We start from the raw sequence: 23150 nt of genomic DNA, 5'->3' as shown, positions 1-23150 counted from the left end.
AAACATGGTTTTCCTATACCATTTATATATTTCATTTGATTAATACTCTAATAGAGTACAGTAGATGTGTAGACTAAATAAGTTTCAAATGCTTTTGCTTAAGTTGTATGAAGGTGTTCAATTGATTCAGTAGAATATGTGACAGTAAATTCTGGATGATATTTATTGATATAGTATTTTGTTGCGCGTTCATGATCATTATTTTGATAGCTGTGTAAAAATGAAATCACAATTGCTTCTACGCCTTCAGTTTTAAAGTTGCGTATAATGTCTTCTACTTCATCGAAATCAAGACCATTAAGAATCTTGCCTTCATAGTTAATATGTTCTGAAACTTCTCTTCTTAAGTGACGTTGTATGAGAGGGATTGATTGTTGTAGCTGTGTGTTAAATAACTCTGGTTGAATGTCGCAAGCAGTTTTTAAAATTTTTCGGACACCTTCTGTAAGAATGATGCCTGTTTTAACACGCTTATTTTTTGTTAATGCCTGAACAGCTGTTGCTGTATGATTGATAAACTCTCGGATGGCTTCTAAATGTAGTTGACTTTGGCTAAGTAGTTTAACTATATCTTGATCACAGTACTTTAATGTGTCTCTTGTCTTTCCTAAAATTAAATCTCTGTTATTATTTGATGCGTCTGATTCTGTTCTGGTGTCGCCTATACTTTTGGCTGTGCGCATAATAATAATGCTCCTTTCAGTTTTAGAAGTTCATCTATTTTAGGTACTACAACACGTGATACTGTCATAAAAGATGTTGAGTTACTTTTGAGATAGTAAGTAACCATCTATTACTGTGCAATGCTCAATGACAGTATTTGTGTAATCCGGTTATATATTACCACAGTGTAAAATATTTTCAATTAGAATTCTGAATATTACAATTACTTTAAGTTTGTTAAGGGTTGAAATGAGGGCGTTTTAGAAGGATAAATAAATTATATTAGAATTTGATTACAACTAGAAAACGCTGTCAAACGAAAAATTTTTGAAATTTTTTTAGATTTCGCTGTAACCGTTGGTATTTAAGTGACGAACGCAGATAAAAAAATGTCTAAAATGGGCGAGAAAGTGGCTTTTTTGCCGACTTAAATTTGCGTAAAAATATCATTGTGTTAAGCTAAGAAACATCTTTGCTAAAAAGTTAAAAGCAATTTTTTGCAAGGGATAAAGGATTTCAGGTTAATATTTTAGTTAACTCAAATGTTCTTAATCTAAAAAGTAGGGTATATGAAAATATCTTAGTTAAAAAAAGCGGTATAAATACTATTTGATACAACGTTACATAAACAAAGGCATTTGCTTACGAAACTTGGGAGAATTGTTTTAGCTGCTTTTTTGAATAGATTAAGTACTTCATTAGGGGTAAGTATGTGGGGACATACTTTTAGAAGTTGTGCGCAATGAGTTAATTAAAATAAGATTTCAGGGTGAATGGGGAGTTATTCAAAGTCATCTTGGCTTTGTAACTTTGATTTAGATTCTGAACCTTGTCATTGCTATGCCTAAGAACGATCCGTACATTTTATTCCAAATAATTTGAAAGGATGTTTATTTTAGACATGTTTACTTTAGGAGCAACACTGAGACAACAGGTACACCCAGACTGGCAAACGTATATCATGATTGCTTTGTATTTCTTAATCTTATTAGTCATCGGCTACTATGGTTATAAGAAAGCAACAGGAAATGTCAGTGAATACATGCTGGGCGGCCGTAGCATTGGGCCATACGTAACAGCACTCTCCGCAGGGGCATCCGACATGAGTGGTTGGATGATCATGGGACTACCCGGTGAGGTCTATACTACTGGACTTTCAGCTGCGTGGCTTGCGATTGGTTTAACACTTGGTGCATATATCAACTACTTCGTAGTAGCACCGAGATTACGTGTATATACAGAACAAGCTGGTGATGCAATTACGTTGCCAGACTTCTTCAAGAATCGTCTTGCTGACCATTCTAACTTGATTAAAATTATTTCAGGAGGCATTATCGTCGTATTCTTTACCCTATACACACATGCGGGTATGGTATCAGGCGGTAAACTCTTCGACAGTGCATTCGGATTGGATTATCGTTTAGGATTAATCTTAATTTCAGTTATCGTTATCGCTTATACATTCTTTGGTGGATACTTAGCAGTATCGCTGACTGACTTCTTCCAAGGTGTGATTATGCTGATTGCGATGATTATGGTTCCGATTGTCGCATTACTTAAATTAAATGGATTAGACACATTCAATACAGTAACAGATTTAAAACCGACAAACTTAGATTTATTCAAAGGGACAACAATTGTCGGAATTATCTCATTCTTCGCATGGGGCTTAGGTTACTTCGGTCAACCTCATATCATCGTGCGTTTCATGAGTATTAAAACTGTTAAACAATTAAGAACAGCACGTCGTTTTGGTATCGGCTGGATGGCTGTCAGCTTAATTGGTGCAGTATTCGTAGGCTTAATCGGTATCGCGTTTATTCAAGATAAAGGCGTTGAATTAAAAGACCCAGAAACATTATTTATTTTAATGAGTCAAATTTTATTCCACCCATTAGTCGGCGGTTTCTTACTCGCTGCAATCTTGGCTGCGATTATGAGTACAATTTCTTCTCAATTACTTGTAACATCAAGCTCATTGACTGAAGACTTCTACAAATTAATCCGTGGTGAAGAAGCTGCGAAGAAACATCAAAAAGAATTCTTATTAGTAGGTCGTTTATCAGTATTAGTTGTTGCGATTATTTCTATCGCAATTGCTTGGTCACCAAACGACACAATTTTAAACCTAGTAGGTAATGCATGGGCAGGTTTCGGTGCCGCATTCGGTCCACTTGTTGTAATGTCACTTTACTGGAAAGGTTTAAGTCGTACAGGTGCAATCAGTGGTATGATCGCTGGTGCAGTTGTTGTAATTCTATGGATTGTCTTCGCAAAACCATTAGGTGAAACAAATGACTTCTTCAACTTATATGAAATCATCCCTGGTGTGATTGCCAGTGTGTTAGTAACAATCATTGTTTCTAAATTCACGAAGAAACCGGATATAGACGTTTCAGGGGATATCGACCGTGTTAAAGCGGTAGTTAAAAAAGAAATGAGCTAAGTTACTATCATGCCTTAACTAGGATATGAAAGAATACTAATAATCTAATTGAATAGTAGAGAGATAGAGAAGCCTTTGAAGTGATACACAAGTCACTTCAGAGGCTTTATTTTTTGATTGCCATAACCCAGGAAATAAAAAGTATAATTTTCTCTTTCCTTCATCCTTATAATATGAAAACATCCCCGCCGAATGACAGGGATGTAGGGTGTATTGCTTTTATTTTTTATTGTATTTTTCGATTTCTGCTTCACGTAATTCAACACGACGGATTTTACCTGAATTAGTTTTTGGTAATTCTTCAACAAATTCAATCGCACGTGGATATTTATAAGGTGCGACATCGTATTTGACATAATTTTGAAGTTTTTTCACTAAGTCATCACTTGGTTCATAGCCATCTTGTAAGATAATGAAGGCTTTTACGATATTACCACGTAATTCATGTGGGCTTGCGACCACTGCACATTCTTTAACTGCAGGGTGTTTCGTTAATGAATCTTCCACTTCGAATGGTCCGATTGTGTAACCAGAGCTGATAATGATATCGTCTTTACGGCCTTCGAACCAGAAGTAGCCATCTTCATCAACTTTAGCTAAGTCGCCTGACATGAAATAGTTGCCGACGATACGTTCTTGTGTACGTTCAGGCTCTTTGAAGTAACCTTTGAACAATGCAGGTAAATCGACTGGAACAGCGATATTGCCGACTTCTCCGACTTCAGCTAAGTTACCTTCATCGTCAATAATAGTGACTTCACTGCCAGGAATTGCTTTACCCATAGAACCAGGTTTACCTTTAACATCTTTTAATAAACCGATCACTAAAGTACTTTCTGTTTGACCGTAACCGTCACGTACTGTGATATCGAAAGTATCTTGGAATTTCTCAACAACTTCTTGGTTTAAAGGTTCTCCGGCTGATACAGCGTCATGAAGATGAGATAGGTCATAACTACCTAAATCTTGGAGTTTGGCCATAATACGGTACTCAGTCGGCGTACAGCAAAGTACGTTGATTTTGTATTTTTCGAGTAATTCTAAATAGACTGTGCCGTTGAAGCGACCATTAAACACAAAGGCTGTTGCGCCGGATGTCATTGTAGATAGGAATGGACTCCATACCCATTTTTGCCAACCAGGTGCGGCAGTGGCCCATACAATGTCACCTTCACTGATGTTCAACCAATGTTTCGGTGCCATCTGCATATGTGCGTAACCCCAGCCATGTGAGTGTACAACAGCTTTAGGATTGCCTGTTGTACCTGATGTATAAGGTAAGAAAGCGACGTCATCACGTTTTGTCGGTGTGATGTCTAATTCCTCACTCATTTCTTTTTTGCCTTCTTCGACATTAATCCAATCTTCTTTAGTATCCCCAATAATGAATTTTGTTAAGTCATCATATTCTTTTACACCTTCAAATTCATCTGCCCCTGACGCAATAGATAAGACTGCATCGACTTCACCGTGTGTAATACGGTACTGCAAGTCTTTCGTTCTTAACATTTCAGATGCTGGGATTAAAGCGACACCTAATTTCAATGCCGCAATATAAACTTCATAGGTTTCAATACTGCGTTCCATTTTAATGAGTAATGTATCGCCTTTACGCAAACCATGTTGTTTAAATAAATTACCAATGCGATTTGCGCTGCGAATTAATTCATCATAAGTTACTTCTGTTGTTCCACCTGCATTATCTTCAAAGATGATCGCAACTTTTGATTTATCTTTTGCGTACTTCTCAATCTCAGAGACAATATTGAAATCTTCAGGTGCCACTAAATGGGGTTTATTCATTCTTTTACTCCTCCTAACACTAAAAGCACGTTCTGTTATTTTATTTTGAAAATAGAATACCACTCCATTCTATCAATCCTCAACTTATAAGATAAGCGAAGCGGTTTAAATTATTAAGGAAAACGTTTTCTTTTAAAAATTAATTCTACTTAAAGAATAGAAATAGTTGTTATAATGAAACTGAATCAAATTATAGAAAGCAGGTATCAAGATGAAATCCATTCTTTTATTGGGCCAATCCAATATGGCAGGCAGAGGCTTTCTAAATGAAGTTCCAGCCATTATTAATGAACATATCAATGTCTTGCGAAATGGCAGATGGCAAATGATGGGTGAACCGATTCACGCTGATAGACATTTAGCAGGTGTCGGTTTGGCGAGTGCGTTTGCGCAAGCTTGGTCAATCGACCATCCCAATGAATCTATCGGCTTAATCCCTTGTGCTGAAGGCGGCAGTGCTATTTCAGAATGGCAACCCGGAAGTGTACTCATGCGCCATGCACTTTCTGAAGCACGTTTTGCGCAAGAAACGAGTGAAATTATCGGTATCTTATGGCACCAAGGTGAAAATGACTGTAATCAGGATTTATATCAAGTGTATGAATCACAATTAAAAAATGTAATTGCACATGTCAGAAAGGAACTTGATCTGCCTCATGTACCTTTCATCATAGGTGGGTTAGATCATTTAACACATGCAGAAGGTTTCAGTCGTACTTTGACACAACATGCAGAAATCAACCATATTTTACAAACTATGCCGCAACAAGTGCCAGACACATACTTTGTCACTTCAGAAGGGTTAACAATGAATCCAGACGGTATTCATTTTAATGCACAATCATTAAGAAGATTCGGCTTGCGTTATTATGAAGTGTTTAAAACGTTAACGTCATTATACGAATCGTTAAAAGACGAAGCGAGACGTGTTGAAGCCTTATATGAACGTCCGCTATCTAAAAATGAACAAATGCGCGTTGAATATGAAAAGTTAGCGACAGGTCAAATATCATTTGAAACGTTTAGCGAACGCCTTAAATCATAGAAAACAGAATGCACCCTCGTGTCATCAACACGAGGGTGTTAAACTATCTGTTATTAGATTTCTAAAAATTCAAATATTTTTTATGCTAAGTTCGTATCGTTAGGCAAAGTGGCTTTCTTTTTTCTAGTTTTCACACCTTCACGTTTATCTTTCGGCAACTTCACAATCTTATAACCTGTGTATGCGAAGATAATAGAAATGATTGGTACTAAGAAGTTTAAGAATGCGAATGGCGCATACTGCATTACGCCGACACCTAATGTTGATGCGATAAACACACCACATGTGTTCCATGGTACGAAGACAGAAGTCAGTGTACCGCCATCCTCTAACGCACGTGATAAGTTCTTAGGATGTAAACCTTTATCCGCAAAAGTTTGTGCATACATACGTCCTGGTACGATAATAGAAATATATTGTTCAGAACAAGTGAAGTTTGTACCGATACAAGATAGAATCACTGATGTTAATAATGAACCTGTATTCTTTGCCCAACGTAAGATGATGCTAATGAGTGAATCTAACATACCTGAATATTCTAAGACACCACCGAATGTCATTGCGACGAGTGTCAGTGAAATTGTATAGAACATAGATTCTAAACCACCACGGTTAAATAACTCATCCACCATCTTATTGCCTGATTCCATTGTATAACCTGTTTGAAGTGCAGTCAGTGCTTCTGTTAAAGAACCGCCTTGTACAAAAATTTGTGCGAAGAATCCTAAGATAATACCAGCACAAATGGCAGGAATGGCAGGTACTTTAAACATTACTAATACAATAACAGCTAAAGGAATTAACAATAACCAAGGTGAAATCACAAATTCATTCTGCATAGTTGATAGAATTTTCTCAATATTTTTAGCGTCAAAATTACGATTACCATACTGCATCCCAATAATAAAGAATGCGATGAGTGAAATCACAAGTGCTGGGATTGTCGTATAAGTCATATGTTTAATATGTTCGAATAAATCTACTTTCGTTAATCCTGATGCTAAGTTTGTTGTATCAGAGAGTGGACTCATTTTATCTCCAAAATATGAGCCTGAGATGACAGCGCCTGCTACCATACCTGGGTTGATTCCCATACTCATTCCAATCCCCATTGAAGCAACCCCCACAGTTGCCATGGTAGACCAAGAACTTCCGATTGCTAATGCGACAATACCACACAGTAAGACGACTACTGCTAAGAAGAAACGTGGATCAATCAACTGTAGACCATAATAAATCATTGTCGCAACGACACCGCTGCCAATCCATGATCCGATAATCAATCCGACTAAAATAATGATGACAATCGCAGGTAATGCATGTCTGATCCCCTTATACATCATCTGCTCGACATCGTCGAACTTATAGCCATGCAACATTGTAACCCCGATAGCCACTGCTGTCCCAATCATCAGTGGAATATGTGGTTCTTTCTTTAATACTGCGACTGTAAATAACATGACCGCTATCATTAACCCCAATGTAAATAATGACGGCCAAATTCCTATGGCTTTTGGTTTCTTTTCATTTTGTGCTTGTTGTTCTACGTTTTGCCCATTTTTCTCTTCTCCTTGCATATATAAACCAGCCCCTTTTTATATCTTTAGTGTCATAATACATAAAAATGAAATCGCTTTCAACAAACAATTGACAGACAAAATGTTCAAATTCACCCTCTTTTTGTCTTTTCTGAAAATACAATGTCATTTCAGAAAGTTCTACAAAGTAAGTCATACCAACTGTTTTGATAATTCTGACAACTTAAATTTCGCATTCATTTTATTGCTAATTTAAGTATCGAAAAAAATTAAAAAAATTTAAAATGCAGTTGCGAAATCGTCGATTAACGCAGCAGCATTTTAATGAAGTGAATCACAGGAGATATGTCATTAGTTATTACTACCCCTAAATTATAAATTTAAAGCAAATTGCATAAAAATGTAGGAAGATATTAAATGATGTCTTATATTTAGAGGAAGCTTCTTGTGATTGCTAGGCAATACGAGAATAAAAAATGCCTGTTCTTGTTATGAAAATAATAGTAGATTTTCTCTGAGGGATTATAATAGTTATAAATAGAAATAATGAAGACAAATTCAAGAGGAGGTTGTAATATATGAAGCCTTTAGCGAATCATATACTGTCTAGAGCCAATGCCATTGATGCTCCAATTACCAATTTGCAATTACAAAAAATATGGTATTTCACCTTGGGTTATATTATTAATCAAGGTGACTTAGAACTTGCTGAAACTGTTTTTAAAGATTCTAACTTAGAAGGATGGTTATACGGACCAGTAGTACCAGAATTATACGATCAGTATAAAGATTTTAGAAGTACACCTATTCATGATATAGGGGAAGCTGATTCAAGATTTGAAAAGTATAATGAAATGATTGATAAATTGATTGGTTTAAATCCATTTGTATTAGTAGATATGAGCCATACACATACATTTTGGAAAGACAATAAAACAAACATAGTTGAATTCGGCCAGCGACCTTCTTATCGTTTTAAAGACTTAGAAGAGGTTTTCTATGGATAATAACCATCAAAATGAAAATTTAGCTCAATTTAAAAAAGAAAACGGTTTGTTTTATGATAGCAATATCCTGAAAATCAATTCATATATAGAACACGAATACATCAAGTATACTAATAACCCTAATGATTATAGTGTAGCAGGCTGCAAGTTAAACTTTGCTGACATATTGAAACACTGTAAAGACATGAAACCTCAACTTATCCCTTATTCTTCTTTAACTCAAATTATTTTTAAGTATGACTTACGCAGTGTTTTCTGCTTAGTCATTATTCAGATGAAACAGCTAATCAGTGCAACGATTTGATTAAAAGAAAAACATTCAATATTGAGTTTTCTGTAAATCGCTTTATCGAACTTAATATTCAATTAAAATTATAATGTTTTCACAAAAAATATGATTAAATTATTTCAAGAAGGTTACACTGTTACTAAAGGGATTAATAAGTATGGATAAGCTTAAAGCGGAAATTAAGTGAACTTAGGAAAGGAGATAATTATATAGAAAGAACTTTAAAAAGAGGTGTTGTAGAATGAGAAAGATAAAGAATCCGATATTGATTTCAGCGAGTGTGGTTTCGATAGCTATGGTTAGTTTGTTGACATTATCTCCAGTAACGTTCAGTGCTTCAGATAAATATCAATCGATGACGCAACTGCAAGAGGCTACACAAGAGGGTAAAGATTGGACGATCAAAACAAGTAAGGGCACAAATGATACACTTATCGTTGCACCACATGGCGGTGGCATTGAACCAGGTACAAGTGAAATCGCATATGAAATTGCGAATAAAAATAATGCGAGTTACTACACATTTAAAGGTATTCGGCCAATAAATAATAAAGAACTGCATGTCACATCCGCAAATTATGATGAACCTAAAGCACAAGCCATGGTTCATGAGTCGAAAAAGACAGTGACTATTCATAAAACAGCACGTTCTGGTAATGATATCTATGTAGGAGGACGAGATGATGCTTTACGAGAACGCATCACTACGTCGTTAAGATCAGAAGGTTTTGATGTCACAGAAGCGACAGGTAATATTGCAGGGCGTAATTTAAATAATATTACGAATCAAAACCAACAAAAAGCAGGGGTACAAATTGAGTTGAATAATCAATTTGCGAACCAATTCTTTAAAAATAGCGATGCATCTCGTCCAAGCCGTGAAAATCCAGCAAATTGGACAGACCGTATGTCTGCATTCACTGACAGTATTAATAGCGCTTTGAATGAGTCTTAAAAAGTTAATGAATATGTATAAAGAAGCAGCGGCCTAAAAGGTGCCGCTGCTTCTTTAGTGAATCATTCGATATTAAATGAAGTTATTTAGTTTTATGACGAACAAACCAAGTAAAGCCGATAGCCAGAATCAGTCCAATACCACTAAGGATTAATAGTGGATAAAGATAAGGTGGTGTGTAAGAAAGCTGAATGTGTTTTTGACCTTTTTTAACAGGAATGACTGTTTCAATACCATTACCTTTTTTCACTTCGGCTTCTTTACCATCAATTGTCGCATGCATACCTTTTTCGTACGGTGTCGGGATGACTAAATAACCATGATCTTGTGGTTGTTTTGTAAAGGTATAGCCGTGAGATGTAGGTTTGATTTTGACACGGTCAACTGAGCGTGATGCAGTTTTCAACGCTTGATAATCTTCACCGTAGACACCTTTAAGTTTATAACGGTAATTGCCTTTAGGTAAGTTTAATCGCACTTTATCATCGGCTTTGATACGAATAGTTAATGGATTAACCACACGACGATAAGAGTAACCGAGTGAACTGCGGTTTTGCGTGAATTCATTTAGTTTAACTCGGTGTGGTTTATCTGGTGACTGTAGCTCGAGTTCAATTTCAAAATATAAATCTTTATATTTATCAGTCATTGATTTTGGAAGGGTATAATCAATACCGCCATTTTTCTCTTTAACTTTTAAGGTTTTGTCTGTTTTATTCCAGCGTGCATCATCAGCTTCTTCCTGGATTTGGTCTTTATAGTTGATGTTATGTTCTGTTTTGTGAGTCGCTGGCGTAGCGTCATCTAAGACGACACCTTTTAACATCGCATGTTCTTTCTCAATTGGTGTTTTTAATTTTTTATTATCATAGACTTTATCTGTGATGTGAGTAGCAGGGTAATCAATCGTTGATGATGAATGTTCGTATTTATTTTTCTTTCCTTTAATTGTGGATTGCGGTTCAAAACCATAAGGGCGGTTGTGGTCGATTGGGTTTTTGAAGCGGTCTTGTACGTTCCACAATGCCATTAAGTTAGCGCGATTACCTAAAAAGCGATAGTTACTATTTTTATCAATCGGCTGTGCAATCTGCATTGTTTTATCATAGTAATTTAAAATATCTCCATTAAACAGACTAGAGTATAGTGCGATTCCTCTAAAGCCATAAATTAAAGGTGAGTTTTGTGCAGGGAATGAGAGATATTCAATACGACTGAATGGATCTTTCTCTCGTTGCAACTGATCAAATTTATGTTGCAGTTTAGCATTGTTGTAATTGTCTTCTTTCATAGAAGCAATCGGACGTTCATAAATAGACATATGTGTATCATGATAATTTTGTATCATTACCAATTGTTGAATGAATACCAGTAAAACAATTGCGATGTAGGTGGCTTTTCGCTTCAACAAGTGTGGTTGATACAAGCAGATAAATAGGAAAATCATTAATACCAGTGTGACCCACATCCATGTATTATTACCGTCGTATTGTGTATACATATATAACATGACAACGACACAGCCAAGGGCTGTGTATAGGTATTGCTTGATAGATACTTCAGAAAGATGAAGTAAGAATAATGCAATTAAGACACTGGATGAAAGTCCTAAAATGTACACCCATCTGCGTGCAGGCAATGAAAAGCCATTAAAGAAACTATCGAAATAAGGTGTTAGTGATCCTATCAGCATAATCCAAGTTAAAATCGCAAATAAGCGATAGAAATAATGCTTATATAATCTAAATGCAAATAAGGCGATGAATGTCAGTGTTGAAATTGTGATGTAAAAGCCGTCAGAAAACATATGATATTTTTCTTTGAAATCAATGAGTAATGAAAGTGTTAAGTTTGGATTGATTTGACGGTCATTAGCCATAACTGCTGAAACGCCTGTATAAAAACCGAGACTTGCGATCATTAAACTGAGTACTGCCGCAATAATTAAAAGATAAAGCTTCTGTACGCGTTGGACAATGTCTTTATGGTATGGCCAAATAATGCGATATAAAGTATAAAAGCTTAGAATAATAAACTCATAATAACTGAAGTAGAAATTAGAGAATAACGTGACCGCAATCGCAAAGATAAATAAACCGATTTTGCGCGCTTGAAAGAAACGTTCTAAGCCTAATAACGATAACGGCAACAAGATTAGTACGTCACCATAAAATGACCAGGTAAAGTTAAAGTAAATCGTCACTACAGAAATTGCATACATTAACGTTGCAAGTATGACGAAGAAACGGTTGGAATTAAGGTATCTAAAGAAATAGATACTTGTTAAGACTGTGAATACTACACGAATATAACTCAAGAAAATCTGGTTGGCAGCCCAAAATTGTATACTGTGCGCAGGCAGATTAAAGAGTTGTTCACCAATATAGACGATACCGAAGTATAGCAATAATAAAGGTGACGTTGCGTAGTAATAAGATAAGCCTTTTGTATAATCTCCGCCTAAGCCGAATGAAACATCATAAAAACTTCTGAAGTGTGTGTATTGATGATATAAATACTTTTGGAAAGGAACTAACTGTGAAAACCCATCGCCTTTACTAATGAACGCAATGCCTTTTGCCGCATTCATAAAGAAAGGAATAAAGACTAGTGTAGTTAGTGCAATACTCAAGAGTAAAATCAATAGAAAACGTTTGAGCATGGGATGATCGCGTCGCATTATGTTCAGCCTCCTTTAGTCAATAGATTTTTAAAGAAATGAGGACTGAGATAACTTTTATGTCGTCATCTCAGTCCCTTGTTTGTGATGGGTTTAAAATTACAATTGATACAGCAATAAATTCACACTATCTTACTTCAACATCATGTCCTGTTTCTGTTTTCTTGTCTTTCTTGAAGTAAGTTGCACCTTGGAAACTGCCGAAGTTTGGATTGTCTGCACTGTTTTTAGGATTGTAACCTAAGTCTTTAATCGTCTTAAGGTCTTGGTCGCTCATGCCGTCTTCATAATAGACATCTTTGCCGTCATTATAGAAGCGCGGCTTATCAATTGTTTCTTGCAGTGAATCTTTACCGCGTAAGTAATTAGATAAGTTTTCTTGCATAAGAGTCGGTACTTTATTACCACCTGGTGTACCGCCGCCGAAGTAATAATCTTTACCAACCACAATGGTAGGTGAGATGAATGAACGCGGTGATTTATGTTTGTCACCATGGTTATCACTATCTGGTGAATCTGAGAAACGTTTTAAAGCATTGTTCATAAAGAAACCTTGCTTCGTATAAGCGCCAGAACCGAAGAAGTTGTTGAGTGTGTTTGTTGAGCTTGTCATGCGGCCTTGTTTATCAACAACTACAAAGTGTGAACCAGCTGTATTCACTTGTCCTTGTAAACCGAATTGATTTTTAATGTTCTTGTACTTTTCAGCACGTTTTAATAAATAATGATCTCCTGTATGTTTAGTGTCATTTTTTGCTTGATCATTGATTAAATATCTATTTTTAAAGTTTACATTTCTTGCTTCGATAACACTTTCAATAAAGTCATTTCGTTTTTCTTCACCTAAGTTACCATTGATAGACTGATCAATTTTCAGACCTTGAAGTGTCAACATACCGCTGGTCGGGTTAGGTGACGTATAGACTTGGTTATTCAGATAGTTAGTTGAAAGTGGTTGTTTCGTTTGTGTTTTATAGTCAGTGAAATCTTTCTCGCTTAAATGACTCCCGCTTTGTTTAGCAATGCTTGGTCCTTGTGTTTTATAGAAATAATCTGGACCGTGATCTCTAATCCCTTTTAATGTTTTAGCTAAAGCTTCTTGTTTAACGACGTCGCCATTTTGTACGACTTGGTCCTCTTTTTTAAAGAAAGGTGAGTTGTTATCTAAGTTCCCACTATATTTAGAAAGGAGTTTTGCAAGGTCAGTGTTGACTTGAAATCCATCCTCAGCAAGTGGAATAACATAGTTTAAGATTTTCTTTTCACTCATATGACCTTCTTTTTCGTGCATGTCATGCATACCTTGAACAAAACCAGGTACACCGACTTCGTCGCCTTTTTGATAGTTATAGCCAGAAACTGTGTTGTAGTCATAGACAGTAGGTTTGGACCCCTTTTTTCCATCATACGTCAATGACGTACCTTCACCGCCGAGTCCTGCAGCGTAAGGTTCAGTAACTGCTAAAGTATAAGCAACACCGTAAGCTGCGTCGGCTGAGTTTCCGCCTTCTTGAATAATTTTATTTCCGACAGCTCTCGCAATTTTATTGTTCGTTGCGACACCGTATTTCTTTTTAGCGTCTTTATGATTTTGAGAGGCTAATTTATTTTCATAAAGTTCATCTTTATCGACTTGGTCTTCTTTATTTACAAAGTAGAAGACAGTAGATACCAGCAATGTGATGATAAATATAACTGTCAGTACCTTTTTACTATAAATGTTCATGGAAGGTATGACCTCCATTGAAAGACACGTGTTTTTCAGTTTTTAAATCATGCTTTTCATATTTATCTAAAGGTTCATTCGCATTGCTGAGAATAATCATTAAGAAAATGCTGGCGATGATCAATACAATAGCCGCATATAATAAGTAATTCTTAATTTTCATAATAGTAGCCTCCTTTAGTATCTTTAAGTTTGATGGATGGGTGAGAAATACGATTTTTTAGTTTTGTTTTTTCTATGACATTCATATTATCTTTGGTGATTTTATCTCCAGAAGTCTTAATCGGTGTAATCATGAAGTCACTGCGATTTCCATCCCATGATTGTTGAACCGCTAAGCCTTTTTTATTCTCAGATAAGAAATCATCTGAAGTGACATTACCTAAACTGTAGAAGATTGGTGTATTTTGATGTTCTTCAATTTTTTGAATCACTGTATTATGGCCTAAGACCACATCAGCACCTGCTTCTGCTAGGGCGTGACCGTAAGTCTTCTGACGGCTTGTGACATGGGGTTCATCTGGAATACCCCAGTCTACATTGACAACAACCATGTCATTTTCTTCTTTAAGTTTTTTCACTAATGGAACAAAGATTTTCGGATCTAACGCGATAGATGTTGTGGCTTTATTCGCATTCGTATATTTTGAGTTGATGTCCGTAAATGACACAGTCGCAATTTTCTTACCATGAATCGTCTTATGAGATACTTTACTGTTTAATGGGTTTGAACCATTACCGGTTAAAAAGTTATAACCGTATTTTTGATTGGCTTGTTTTTCAATTTGTTTCATATCTGCGAGGTCTACTGCGTTGTTGGTCAAATTAAGATTTGTAAAGCCAAGTGATTTCATAAATGCGATATTATCTAAGTTCTTTTTGACGTTCTTAGATGGATTTTTAGATACGCGATTGATATTCAAGCTAGTTGAAGCATAATCACTTTCTTTAATGATGCTGTGAATGGGGTCGAACATATCATCTAAGTCACTTTGTCTGATGTATTTATTCAAATTGACATTACCGAAGTAAGCTAAGTGAATATCATCTTTATGTTTAGCGAAGACATCGACCTTATGTGTTTTAGCAGTGGCCATGAGCGTTATGAGTAGTATCAGCGCAACGATAGACACAACTAACATGTATTTAGAATTATGCTTCTTTTGATTTTTGGATTTCTTTAAAATCCAATTCTCTATATTGAAACGTTGCTTGTTAGCCATACTCTAACTCCTTCTTATTTGATAAAGCTATATGCGAATAACACGACGTACGTGATACAAGTCAGCAGCATACATGAAGCTAACGTAGTGATTGTACCTTGTTTTTGAATGGTATTCGCGATAATGCCTGGAATGACAATACCGATACCGGATATCTGCACGACCTCAAAGGGGGTCAGTGGATATATCAAGTCAAAAACGAATTTTATAATCATGCCGGTTAAAATCATTGCGGCGAACTTTCTACGTCCATAAAGTAAAGCAACTTTACTAATACCGTGTGCCACAATGAAGTATGTCAGACAGCTGATAATCAGTACTGACAGCAACATAATAGGTTGATCAAATATTAAAGCTAAATAACCAGGTACTACGAGCCCTGCAGGATTGATACCGAATTTCTCAGCGAATATCAAGCTGAGTACGATACCTACAAATAATGAGAAATACAGCTCTGAACCTACCAAAATTAATCCATCCCTTCTAATAAATTCACGACTTTCTTGCCGTTACCATGAATATTGCCGACACAAAATACCAGTGCCGATTTGGATTCCTCATAGATTGCTTGTTCTACTTCTTCGAAAGGTCTTCCTTCAAAGTTCAAGTATTTTTTATCTGGTTGAGATTTCATGACTTCTGTCACAAGCTGCGTACTCTTGCCGACACAAATCAACGTGTCGAAGTCTACGTCAGTAATGAAATCTTCAGCAAAGAGTTTTGTTCTATCTAAACGGTCACCACGACAATTCAAAATAATGACTTTCTTTTCATAGGGATATTTGTAGTCGATTACTTTTTGGAGAATCGCTTTAGATGACTGAGGTTCGTTTGCGGCGAAGGCATTAACGAAGATGTTCTTAGTATCGTTCTTATGATAGTAGTGTATATGTACTGCGCCACTATCAGGCGGTGCGTTCAACATACCTTCAATTGCGACATCTGGATTGGCGCCGATTGCTTTTGCGACACCCATCGCAATCGCGACATTGTCAGGGAAGACGATATAGTCAAATTTTCGAAGTAAATCTTCTTCAACTTTATCTCTGTCCACGACAATCGTTTCAGTGTTGCGTTTATCTGCGACTTTCTTAAAGAAGTCTGTGTAATCGTCTTTCATGATGACAAGTTTTCCGTTATAAGGAATTGTTGCGGTAAATGCTTCTGCCACTTCATCTAATGTCGGACCTAAAGTTTCCATATGGTCTTCCATGACATTGACGATGACACCCACATTCGCCTTTAATAACTTTTCTTGAAAGACGATTTGATAGTCTGGATTGACGGCCATACATTCATTAACGATGGCTTTACCTTTGTTGTCGATGACATTCTGCAAAATATCTTTTTGCTCTCCGATGTTCGGACCTTGAGGTTTACGAACGACTGGATATTCTTCTTCATCAAACCAATACAGCATTCGGGCATCAGTTCCTGTTGTTTTACCAATAACTTGGTAGTTATCTTCTCGTAAGATGCCGTAGATTAATCGAGTAATGGTGGATTTACCGCGAATACCGTTAATGTTGATACGTATCGGGATCTGTTTGATACGTTTTCTATGTACATGCATTTCACGAATGCCAAGTACTAAAATCAATGCGGAAAATATGATTACTAATAACAAAATTTTCACCTCGTTTTTTTATCCCCGAACAGATTAACATATCAAATATTAAAAAAAATCTAATTTTACTAAAATGTAAGAATGTTTATTATTTGTTAGAAAAATGTAATAGATTTTAGTTAAAACCTATCAATCATCATTAAATGATTAAAATGTCATAATATACAGGCAAATGTGACAATTTTATAACAGGCACTACAAAAACTCAGGAAAAAGTTGATAGGTCTCACTTTATAAAGGTCTCCATTATTGTTTAACAACGGTAATATTTGTAATCTATGTAATATTCTTAATTATTACTATTAAAATCTAAAAAATAGTTTATATGTATCAATTTATAATTACACAAAAACGGAACTATTTTAAATGTATCAAGCTTAATGCGGCGATGTATGGTATAGAAAATTTTGTAAGTTGGAGATGGCATTTACCATTGAAAATGGAAAGTTTATGAAAATTAACTACTATGTTAAGTAAGATAATCTTATGGGAATTTATTTTGAGACAGACCAGCTTAGAACGAACTATTGAAAAGCTTATCGCATATATGTAAGGTAACTCGGGAAAAGATTATTAACGATATAGAAGAGAGAAGGAAGAAAAAAATGGAAACGATTTTGGTTGAAGAACACTATATACTGACAGATGTACAAGAAAAAGTGAGGAATTTAGTTTCGAAAGATCCTAAAGGTGTACCGTTAGAAACAATGCTTTCAGCTTTAGAAGAAAAGACTGACTTTCATGGTGAAGATGATCTAGACCAACATAAAACGCGTATGAAATTTATGAATGACAATAACGTACGTATGCAGGTTTTATCTTATGGTAAAGAAGCACCTTCACTCTTAACAGGACAGGAAGGAATTGAATTATGTCAGTTATGTAATGATGTGTTAGGAGAGTATGTGGACTTACGTCCGACACGTTTTCAAGGCTTGGCGGTATTGCCGATTAATGAACCAGAAGCAGCAGCACAAGAATTAAGAAGAAGTGTAAAAGAACTAGGGCTTAAAGGTGCGTTGATTGCAGGAAGAGGAGAAGACGGTACGTTCTTGGATCATCCAAAGTATGAGGGGATATTTGAAGCGGCTGCAGAATTAAACGTACCTATTTACTTACATCCAGCACCGATTAAATCAGAGGTCTACCAAGCTTATTATAATAGCTCAAGCTATGATGACGTCACTGCATCAATATTTGCGTCATTTGGCTATGGTTGGCATGTGGAGACAGGGATTCATGCGGTTAGATTAGTGCTTTCAGGATTATTAGACCGTTATCCGAATCTACAAATCATCCTCGGCCATTGGGGAGAATTTGTGCCGTTCTTCTTAGAGCGTATGGATCAAGCAATCATATCAGAACATTTAAAACAACCTATCAGTATGTATTTTAAAAATAACTTCTACATCACGCCGAGTGGGATGTTATCGAGACCTCAATTTGAAATGATACGTCACTATTTCGGTATTGATCGTATCTTATATGCATCGGATTACCCGTATATAAAACCAGAGGGATTAACGACATTCTTAGATGAATTGAATCTCACACCAACAGAACAAGCTAAAATTGCTTATCAAAATGCGGAACGTTTATTTAACGTTGATACAGAGCAAGATTAAATAAACTGCATTATGTTATATAAAACAAAAATAAGTACAATAAGTTTGAACATTTGATGAAAAGATCAGGTAAAGTTGATTTGGTTTGACGTGAAACATTCAGGTATTTATTGTCTATGAAATAAAGTATACTTGACAAATCAAGTATAATAAAAAAGCGTTTGAATTTACGTAAATAATGACGTCTATATTTCGTAAAGATATAAGTAGAGCCTCTATTTCTGACAGGCTCTACTTTTTATGTTCGGTTATAATAATTTAAAGTTATACTTATTTGTTTTAATCAAATAATTTAAGATTAATGATAAACATATTTAAGATTTAGAAAGGTTATTGATAATTTAAGGAAAACGTTTGCTTGCGATAAGGTTGTAATGACAGTATTGTTAAAATACAACTTGTGAGCGATTGTATGTTTTAAACATACAATGTTTTATAATATGTACAATTAAATATTTCGATTTGCTATTATGATATTAATGTGAGGCAAGAGAAACTTCGTAACAACTAGGAGGTCTTTGATTAGAAATGAAAGAAAAAGCAATATTAAAATCGCTTCATGTATGTTTAGGTATCAATGTTAAAGCATACGATTCTAATCTGAATGAGATACAGGAGTATACATCGAAGAAAATGATAAGCCCGCAATATAACGAACTAGATCTTATTAAATCTGTTGAAGATGAAAAGAAAAGGCATAATTACTATATTTTAACAGGTGCCATGAATGAAGTATTTCTACTTCATAACTTTGAGGACAAGCATTATCTGTTTGGTCCGTTTAATGTCCATTGTTTACCACCGGACGACTTCTTTACACACTTTTTAAAACAACAAAACATCAGCATTAAATTTAAAAAGGCAATCAATGATTATGCACCAGAAATAAAGCTCTATTCTCTAGAAGACATTAGAGACATTATTAAATTAGTGCACTATCTTTTTACATTAGATCGTCAATCAGACCCGACTTTTGAGCCTATACATAGCTATGTAGAAAAGTTGCAGAAAATGTTAGACGACGCTGGGTTAGAGAAATTATTTTTTATTGAAAATGAAAACGAAAAGAATAAATTAAAGTATGAAAAGCAAGTGATGGATTTAGTTAGACAAGGTTCTATAACAAAGTTGAAGAAATCTCTATCAGATTTGGAAGGAGGAATCATGCCAACAAGCAAAAGAGATTCTATTCGTAGTGAGAAGAATTATTCGATTATCGTTTTTGAAAAATTATCACAACTCGCAATAGAATCAGGCATGGATGTATTAGAAGCAACCCGCACGAGAGACCAAATGATTATTGACAATGAAGCCGCTAAAAACTTTTCGGAAATTATGAAAGTCAGAAATGGCGCTATCGTATTTTTCACTCAAAAAATAGGTGAAATCGTGGATGAAGAGCTCTCCCCATTTTTATCTTCAATTCTCAACTATATCAACCAGAATCTTTACAATGAAATCACGATAGAGTCGATTGCTAAAGAATTTAACATTAGCCAAACGACCTTAAATTTAAACTTTAAAAATGAACTTGGTATGACAGTTAAAAAGTATATTACTAAGTCAAAACTAGAAGATGCTAAAAAGTTATTAGATCGTAACTTAAGCATCAGTGAAATCTCCCAAATGTTAGGTTATGCAGATTCTTCTCATTTCTGTAAGAAATTTAAAAAAGAATTTGAAATGACACCTACACAGTACCGAAGAAATAATAAGTTATAACAAGTGATTTTTAAGAGTATTGATACATTTCCGTCATTTCTTACTATATTTATGATTTAAAATTAAATATCATTATATTTAAGTCGTTTAATTTGTTATTGCACTCTGCTCATTTGAGTCCTCATGAATGGAGAGTTGTTATTTCTAACTACGTGTTCCTCTCCAACGAACTACACGTGCAATGCAAGTTAGTACGGCTTTTTTATATAATAAATTTAATGTTTTTATTTGAGAAAATAGAAATTGGTATTAACCAAACACAAGGATTCTAAGTACTATTGCTATATTTAAAAAATAGAAAGATGAATAACTACTTTTTAAAGAAATTAGTACATTTTCCATTATTTAATACAATATTTTAAAGGTTGCTTTAAATATAATTACAGTAAGTCGTCTAATTTGTTAGTGCTTCCTACTCATTAAGTGAGTCCCCAGGGATGAAGAGTCTGTCTATTTCAAACACTAGTTCTTCTCCGACGTTCTACAGGAGCATTTCGAATTAGTGCGGCTTTTTTTACTAAGTTTAGGGTTATAAACAACAAATGCATTTTTGTTATTGAAAGGAGAAATTCATGAAAAACAAATCAAATGGTTTTGACGCGAGACGTCAAAATAAATACGCAATCCGTCGATTTACGGTCGGAACGGCATCAATTATCGTAGGGGCTACTTTGTTATTTGGTTTAGGACATGAAGCAAGAGCAGCAGAGGAAACTACATCTTCAAGCCAAACTAATGAAGCGGGCGTAACGTCGCCTAATGATAATACACCATCACCGTCATCAAGTGAAAATACTACAGCAAATACGAGCGAAACAAATACACAGCCAAAAGATACAACAGTAGATAATACAACAACACCAGCAGTTGAAGAAAATGTGTCTGTACCATCAACTGAAAATTCAACAACAGAAGCAACAACTCAGCCAGACACAGCAACTCAGCCAGACACAACAACTAAAGCTCCTGAAGCACAACCTTCATCACCGGAGCCAACAAACGATCAAGTAGCACCTAAAGCTACAGAAGGTTCAACAGCAGCACCTAAAGAAGAAACTACTACGTCGGCACCAAAAGAAGTATCAAAAACAGAGGCACCTGCGACAACAACAAAAGTTAATGAACCATCAGCTCAAGGCGCTGAAGCACCAACAACACCTGTACAACCAACACCTGAAGCAGCACCAACAACTTCTGAACCTGTTACAGCACCCTCAACAACAGAAGTGCCACAAACTCAAAAAATTACAGCTTCAGAACCTGAAAATTCAGTTGTTGAGCAGGGTAATGAAGCATTAGCAGCACAAGCAGGCGTCACACCACAAGATTCACCAGATGTAGCGGCAGCTAAATTATTACAACAATCATCTCAAAACAAAGATGCAAACACAGTTGAAACTACAGCAGAAACAACACCATCTTTCAGAATAGCAACACGTGCAGCTGATACTTTAACAAACACATTAGTAACGCAAACAGGCGCTAATGTAAATAATTTGGTTACAATTACAAATCCTCAAATCAGTGAAACTCAAATTGACCCTAACCAAAGTGGAAACTTCCGTTTAACAGCTGACTATGTAATCGACAAAGCAGTTAAAGGCGGAGATTACTTTACAGTTCAAATGCCTGAGTATGCAACATTTAATGGGGACTTAAACTATAAAAATTTAGATAACAAAGCTACAACATCATTGGTAACAGCAACAGGTTTCACAATTGCCGAGGGTGTATATGATACAAATACTAAAACATTAACATATACATTTACAGATTGGGTTAATGATAAACAAGATATCTCAGGTCAATTCAACTTAACACAATTTACTGATAGAACTACAGCTTCAAAATCAGGAACGTATACGTTGGATTATGATATCGCTGGTGAGAAATATAGCCCTAGAATTACTTATAATTATGCTTCACATGAGCAGGGAGTATATCCAGCTTCAATTGGTTCAATGATCACAAGTGTAGATGCTTCAGGACAAACAAAAGATTTCCAACAAATTGTATATGTGAATCCTACAGATACAACACTTAGTGAAGCTTTCTTAACGTTAGCTCCAAAAGATGAGAATAGTAATGCTATTTTAGATATTAATACTACGCAACTTCATATTTATAAAGTACCGAATAAAGCAGATTTAACAGATAGTTATGCTTTTGATGCTTCTAAATATCAAGATTTAGCACCAGAATTTTATAAAAATAATAGAGTATATACAAATGAACGTGGTGAATTAGAAGTAAGCTTCGGTGCAATCAGTGATCCTTATGTGGTTGTTGTAGATTCTAAATACGATCCAACACGTGGTACGCAGTTAACAACAACAGATACAATGTTTGCACAAGATACGACTGGTAGAAGAGCTTCATTCTTCTTCGGAAATACCTTTATAACTGAATCTAGTAGTGGTACGGGTGAAGGTGTAGTTCAAGCGTACAAATTAGGAGATTATGTCTGGGAGGATATCAATCAAGACGGTATTCAAGAAACAAATGAAAAACCGCTTGCAGGTGTTAAAGTTACTTTAAAAGATAAAGCTGGTCAAGTATTACAAACAGCTACAACTGACGAATATGGTAACTATTTATTTAACAACCTTGTAAATGGAGACTATGTTGTAGAATTTGAAACACCAGAAGGTTATGTAGCGACAACAGCGGATGCTGGCAATGATAGAGCGAAAGATTCTAATGGTCTAGTTGCAAACGTAACTATTAATGGTGCAGATGATTTTACAATCGATTCAGGATTCTATAAACCAGTTCCAGCGACATACAACTTAGGTGACTAT

General features: G+C 35.5%; 17 protein-coding genes. 8 read left to right on the top strand and 9 right to left on the bottom strand.

What is annotated here, in order from left to right:
• Positions 1–98: 98 nt before the first annotated feature.
• Positions 99–683 (bottom strand): hydantoinase/oxoprolinase N-terminal domain-containing protein, encoded by a 585-nt coding sequence (locus tag HMPREF2937_RS02270; RefSeq protein ID WP_070863957.1) that lies wholly within the window; start codon positions 681–683, stop codon positions 99–101.
• An 881-nt stretch (positions 684–1564) separates the two neighbouring features.
• Between HMPREF2937_RS02270 and putP the strand changes: the two genes are divergently transcribed.
• Positions 1565–3109, top strand: coding sequence for a sodium/proline symporter PutP (gene putP, locus HMPREF2937_RS02265; RefSeq protein WP_002480104.1), 1545 nt, complete (start codon positions 1565–1567; stop codon positions 3107–3109).
• Between the two features lie 219 nt (positions 3110–3328).
• Here the strand turns inward: putP and mbcS are convergent, their stop codons facing one another.
• On the bottom strand, positions 3329–4912 hold the full coding sequence (gene mbcS, locus HMPREF2937_RS02260; protein ID WP_070863956.1) for an acyl-CoA synthetase MbcS: 1584 nt from the start codon (positions 4910–4912) through the stop codon (positions 3329–3331).
• Between the two features lie 211 nt (positions 4913–5123).
• Between mbcS and HMPREF2937_RS02255 the strand changes: the two genes are divergently transcribed.
• Positions 5124–5957, top strand: coding sequence for a sialate O-acetylesterase (locus tag HMPREF2937_RS02255; protein ID WP_070863955.1), 834 nt, complete (start codon positions 5124–5126; stop codon positions 5955–5957).
• Between the two features lie 80 nt (positions 5958–6037).
• Here HMPREF2937_RS02255 and nhaC read toward each other — a convergent pair whose 3' ends face one another.
• A complete protein-coding gene (nhaC, locus tag HMPREF2937_RS02250; RefSeq protein ID WP_070863954.1) occupies positions 6038–7534 on the bottom strand; it encodes a Na+/H+ antiporter NhaC in 1497 nt (498 codons plus the stop codon).
• Positions 7535–8073: 539 nt separating this feature from the next.
• Here nhaC and HMPREF2937_RS02245 point away from each other — a divergent pair.
• The 3 genes from HMPREF2937_RS02245 to HMPREF2937_RS02235 all read left to right on the top strand — a co-directional run bounded on the left by HMPREF2937_RS02245 (position 8074) and on the right by HMPREF2937_RS02235 (position 9746).
• Entirely contained in the window at positions 8074–8502 is a 429-nt protein-coding gene (locus tag HMPREF2937_RS02245) for a Panacea domain-containing protein (RefSeq protein ID WP_070863953.1), read from the top strand.
• Positions 8495–8806 carry a hypothetical protein gene (locus tag HMPREF2937_RS02240; RefSeq protein ID WP_070863952.1) on the top strand — a complete coding sequence of 104 codons (312 nt, stop codon included), beginning with the start codon at positions 8495–8497 and terminating at the stop codon, positions 8804–8806. Before HMPREF2937_RS02245 ends, HMPREF2937_RS02240 begins: the two co-directional genes overlap by 8 nt.
• A 226-nt stretch (positions 8807–9032) precedes the next feature.
• Positions 9033–9746 (top strand): poly-gamma-glutamate hydrolase family protein, encoded by a 714-nt coding sequence (locus HMPREF2937_RS02235; protein ID WP_083326905.1) that lies wholly within the window; start codon positions 9033–9035, stop codon positions 9744–9746.
• An 82-nt stretch (positions 9747–9828) separates the two neighbouring features.
• On the opposite strand, the gene HMPREF2937_RS02230 is transcribed toward HMPREF2937_RS02235, so the two are convergent.
• The 6 genes from HMPREF2937_RS02230 to pgsB form a co-directional block, all read right to left on the bottom strand.
• The gene (locus HMPREF2937_RS02230) at positions 9829–12426 is read right to left on the bottom strand and encodes a YfhO family protein (RefSeq protein ID WP_060804661.1); all 2598 of its coding nucleotides are present in this window, start codon (positions 12424–12426) and stop codon (positions 9829–9831) included.
• A gap of 127 nt (positions 12427–12553) precedes the next feature.
• Positions 12554–14152 (bottom strand): gamma-glutamyltransferase, encoded by a 1599-nt coding sequence (locus tag HMPREF2937_RS02225; RefSeq protein WP_002480098.1) that lies wholly within the window; start codon positions 14150–14152, stop codon positions 12554–12556.
• A complete protein-coding gene (locus HMPREF2937_RS13625) occupies positions 14139–14315 on the bottom strand; it encodes a hypothetical protein (protein WP_002480097.1) in 177 nt (58 codons plus the stop codon). The genes HMPREF2937_RS02225 and HMPREF2937_RS13625 overlap by 14 nt, the downstream gene beginning before the upstream one ends.
• Positions 14305–15375 carry a CapA family protein gene (locus HMPREF2937_RS02220; RefSeq protein ID WP_002480096.1) on the bottom strand — a complete coding sequence of 357 codons (1071 nt, stop codon included), beginning with the start codon at positions 15373–15375 and terminating at the stop codon, positions 14305–14307. The genes HMPREF2937_RS13625 and HMPREF2937_RS02220 overlap by 11 nt, the downstream gene beginning before the upstream one ends.
• Before the next feature lie 14 nt (positions 15376–15389).
• Positions 15390–15842 carry a poly-gamma-glutamate biosynthesis protein PgsC gene (pgsC, locus tag HMPREF2937_RS02215; protein WP_002480095.1) on the bottom strand — a complete coding sequence of 151 codons (453 nt, stop codon included), beginning with the start codon at positions 15840–15842 and terminating at the stop codon, positions 15390–15392.
• Between the two features lie 2 nt (positions 15843–15844).
• On the bottom strand, positions 15845–17002 hold the full coding sequence (pgsB, locus tag HMPREF2937_RS02210; RefSeq protein WP_002480094.1) for a poly-gamma-glutamate synthase PgsB: 1158 nt from the start codon (positions 17000–17002) through the stop codon (positions 15845–15847).
• A gap of 605 nt (positions 17003–17607) precedes the next feature.
• Between pgsB and HMPREF2937_RS02205 the strand changes: the two genes are divergently transcribed.
• The 3 genes from HMPREF2937_RS02205 to HMPREF2937_RS02195 form a co-directional block, all read left to right on the top strand.
• Entirely contained in the window at positions 17608–18627 is a 1020-nt protein-coding gene (locus HMPREF2937_RS02205; RefSeq protein ID WP_070863951.1) for an amidohydrolase family protein, read from the top strand.
• A gap of 528 nt (positions 18628–19155) precedes the next feature.
• Entirely contained in the window at positions 19156–20349 is a 1194-nt protein-coding gene (locus HMPREF2937_RS02200; protein ID WP_070863950.1) for a YSIRK-targeted surface antigen transcriptional regulator, read from the top strand.
• Between the two features lie 572 nt (positions 20350–20921).
• Positions 20922–23150 (top strand): SdrD B-like domain-containing protein (locus HMPREF2937_RS02195; protein ID WP_142351387.1); only part of this gene is annotated, 2229 nt, incomplete at its 3' end.

It is taken from the genome of Staphylococcus sp. HMSC061G12, assembly GCF_001838465.1.
GTDB lineage: Bacteria > Bacillota > Bacilli > Staphylococcales > Staphylococcaceae > Staphylococcus > Staphylococcus simulans.
The sequence above is the reverse complement of the archived record's forward strand: the minus strand, read 5'-3'. Positions and strand labels throughout refer to the sequence as shown.

Bases quoted from the DNA above. Each gene is read 5' to 3' on its own strand.
- HMPREF2937_RS02270 (WP_070863957.1), bottom strand. From the start codon at position 683: ATGCGCACAGCCAAAAGTATAGGCGACACCAGAACAGAATCAGACGCA.
- putP (WP_002480104.1), top strand. From the start codon at position 1,565: ATGTTTACTTTAGGAGCAACACTGAGACAACAGGTACACCCAGACTGG.
- mbcS (WP_070863956.1), bottom strand. From the start codon at position 4,912: ATGAATAAACCCCATTTAGTGGCACCTGAAGATTTCAATATTGTCTCT.
- HMPREF2937_RS02255 (WP_070863955.1), top strand. From the start codon at position 5,124: ATGAAATCCATTCTTTTATTGGGCCAATCCAATATGGCAGGCAGAGGC.
- nhaC (WP_070863954.1), bottom strand. From the start codon at position 7,534: ATGCAAGGAGAAGAGAAAAATGGGCAAAACGTAGAACAACAAGCACAA.
- HMPREF2937_RS02245 (WP_070863953.1), top strand. From the start codon at position 8,074: ATGAAGCCTTTAGCGAATCATATACTGTCTAGAGCCAATGCCATTGAT.
- HMPREF2937_RS02240 (WP_070863952.1), top strand. From the start codon at position 8,495: ATGGATAATAACCATCAAAATGAAAATTTAGCTCAATTTAAAAAAGAA.
- HMPREF2937_RS02235 (WP_083326905.1), top strand. From the start codon at position 9,033: ATGAGAAAGATAAAGAATCCGATATTGATTTCAGCGAGTGTGGTTTCG.
- HMPREF2937_RS02230 (WP_060804661.1), bottom strand. From the start codon at position 12,426: ATGCGACGCGATCATCCCATGCTCAAACGTTTTCTATTGATTTTACTC.
- HMPREF2937_RS02225 (WP_002480098.1), bottom strand. From the start codon at position 14,152: ATGAACATTTATAGTAAAAAGGTACTGACAGTTATATTTATCATCACA.
- HMPREF2937_RS13625 (WP_002480097.1), bottom strand. From the start codon at position 14,315: ATGAAAATTAAGAATTACTTATTATATGCGGCTATTGTATTGATCATC.
- HMPREF2937_RS02220 (WP_002480096.1), bottom strand. From the start codon at position 15,375: ATGGCTAACAAGCAACGTTTCAATATAGAGAATTGGATTTTAAAGAAA.
- HMPREF2937_RS02205 (WP_070863951.1), top strand. From the start codon at position 17,608: ATGGAAACGATTTTGGTTGAAGAACACTATATACTGACAGATGTACAA.
- HMPREF2937_RS02200 (WP_070863950.1), top strand. From the start codon at position 19,156: ATGAAAGAAAAAGCAATATTAAAATCGCTTCATGTATGTTTAGGTATC.